Annotated in this window: 2 protein-coding genes and 1 pseudogene; 1 reads left to right on the forward strand and 2 read right to left on the reverse strand. The window is 74.2% G+C overall.

The window, feature by feature from the left end:
• A pseudogene (locus HW445_RS30190) lies at positions 1-217 on the forward strand (hypothetical protein); the annotation flags it as partial.
• A 7-nt stretch (positions 218-224) separates the two neighbouring features.
• Here the strand turns inward: HW445_RS30190 and HW445_RS30195 are convergent.
• Both HW445_RS30195 and HW445_RS30200 read right to left on the reverse strand, forming a co-directional pair.
• The gene (locus HW445_RS30195; protein WP_180223987.1) at positions 225-647 is read right to left on the reverse strand and encodes a pyridoxamine 5'-phosphate oxidase family protein; all 423 of its coding nucleotides are present in this window, start codon (positions 645-647) and stop codon (positions 225-227) included.
• Between the two features lie 120 nt (positions 648-767).
• Complete coding sequence (locus HW445_RS30200) at positions 768-1,445, reverse strand: FadR/GntR family transcriptional regulator (protein WP_151775599.1); 678 nt, start codon at positions 1,443-1,445, stop codon at positions 768-770.
• Positions 1,446-1,634: the final 189 nt, after the last annotated feature.

Here is a 1,634-nt window from a genome sequence, read left to right on the forward strand (position 1 = left end):
CTGCGCCGTGAAGGTCACCGGCTCGGAGGTCACGGCCCACTGCCACAACCCCCACTCCCGCACCGACCGGGTCCGGCTGCACGTCGAGTGCGCCCGCTGGTGGGACGTGGACAGCGACGGCGCCCCCGTCGACGCCGCTCCCGCCCGCGGCGTGGAGCTCACCGGCCGCTGCTGGAAGGAGGTCGGCTCGGCCTGGGTGAGTCACCGGCCGGGGTGAACGCCCGCTACCAGGCCCCGAGGTCCGACGACGTCCACCGCTCGGGCCGCATCCGCACCACCACGGACTCCTCCAGGGCCACGGGCGACGCCAGGTACTGCTCCAGCGCAGCTCCCGACAGGTACCTCCCGGCCATCTCCCGGACGTGCTCCTCCGTCGCGGCCACCGACTCCATGACCGGCCCCTCCACCGACACGTACCGCACCGTCGGCGTCAGCCGCTGCACCAGCAGCGAGAAGCGTCCCGCCTCCGCGATCAGCGCGGCCTTCCGGGAGTCGCGCCCGGTCAGGATCCACGGCAGGCCCCCCGGCTCGTAGCCGTACCAGAGGGGCACCAGCAGCGGCCCGCGCTCCGGGCCCGCCACCACACCGAGCGTCGCCGTCAGCGGTTCGGACAGGAACGCCTCGCGTTCTTCCTTGGAAAGCGCCATACCCCGACGTTAGGGCCGGACCGCCCGCCCCCGCAGCCGGACGCGTCGGCCGTGCGCGTCGGCCGTGCGCGCCCACCGGGGCCCCAGGGCTCCGGCTCCGGACCCGCGCCCCGGGAGCGGTCAGCCCGCACGTCCCGGCCGGCAGGACAGCGGATAGTCCGCCGCCTCCCGCGCCGCGGTCGCCGCGTCGCCGCGCCGGATCGCCTCCACCAGCGGGGCGTGGTCCATGTAGGAGTCCGGGTGGAGCACCGCCCCCACGTCCCCCCGCAGCCAGTCCCGCAGCACCTCGCCGAGGTCCGCGTAGAGTGCCGACATCACGTCGTTGTGGGAGGCGGCCACCACCGCCATGTGGAACCCGGTGTCGGCCGTCACGAACGCCTCCACGTCCCCCGACTCCCACGCCTCGTCGCGCCGGCGCAACAGCGCCTCGAGCTGACGCAGCTCCCGTTCGGTGCGCCGCTCGGCGGCCAGCGACGCCGCGCTCGCCTCCAGCGAGGAGCGCAGTTCCGCGACGTGGCGGGGATCGGCGTCGGCGAACCGGCGGTGCATCACCCCGGCCAGCTCGCTGGTGGCCACGACATACGTGCCGGAGCCCTGCCGGATGTCCAGCAGTCCGTTGTGGGCGAGCGCCCGCACCGCCTCGCGGACGGTGTTGCGGGCCACACCCAGCTGCTCCACCAGCTCGGGCTCGGTGGGGATCCGTGAGCCGACCGGCCACTCGCCGGAGGTGATCTGCGTCCGCAGGGCCGCGATCACCTGTTCGGACAGTGCCGAGCGACGGGGGTGGGTCAAAGGCATGGCAAACCTTTGCACGAGGCGGGCCGGCCTGGGGCCGGTGGGGGTGGACAGCCAATCATCCCATGATTCTATGATGGCCCCATGTCTGATGGGCGCAGTGCCTCGTACGAGGCGACCGAGAACCCGGCCACGCGGCCGAGCACCCGCCACGGCGGCAACGGCCGTGGTGAGGCGGCCCTGGGCGTGGCC

The sequence above is a fragment of the Streptomyces sp. UH6 genome (genome assembly GCF_013421635.1).
Taxonomy (GTDB): domain Bacteria; phylum Actinomycetota; class Actinomycetes; order Streptomycetales; family Streptomycetaceae; genus Streptomyces; species Streptomyces abyssomicinicus.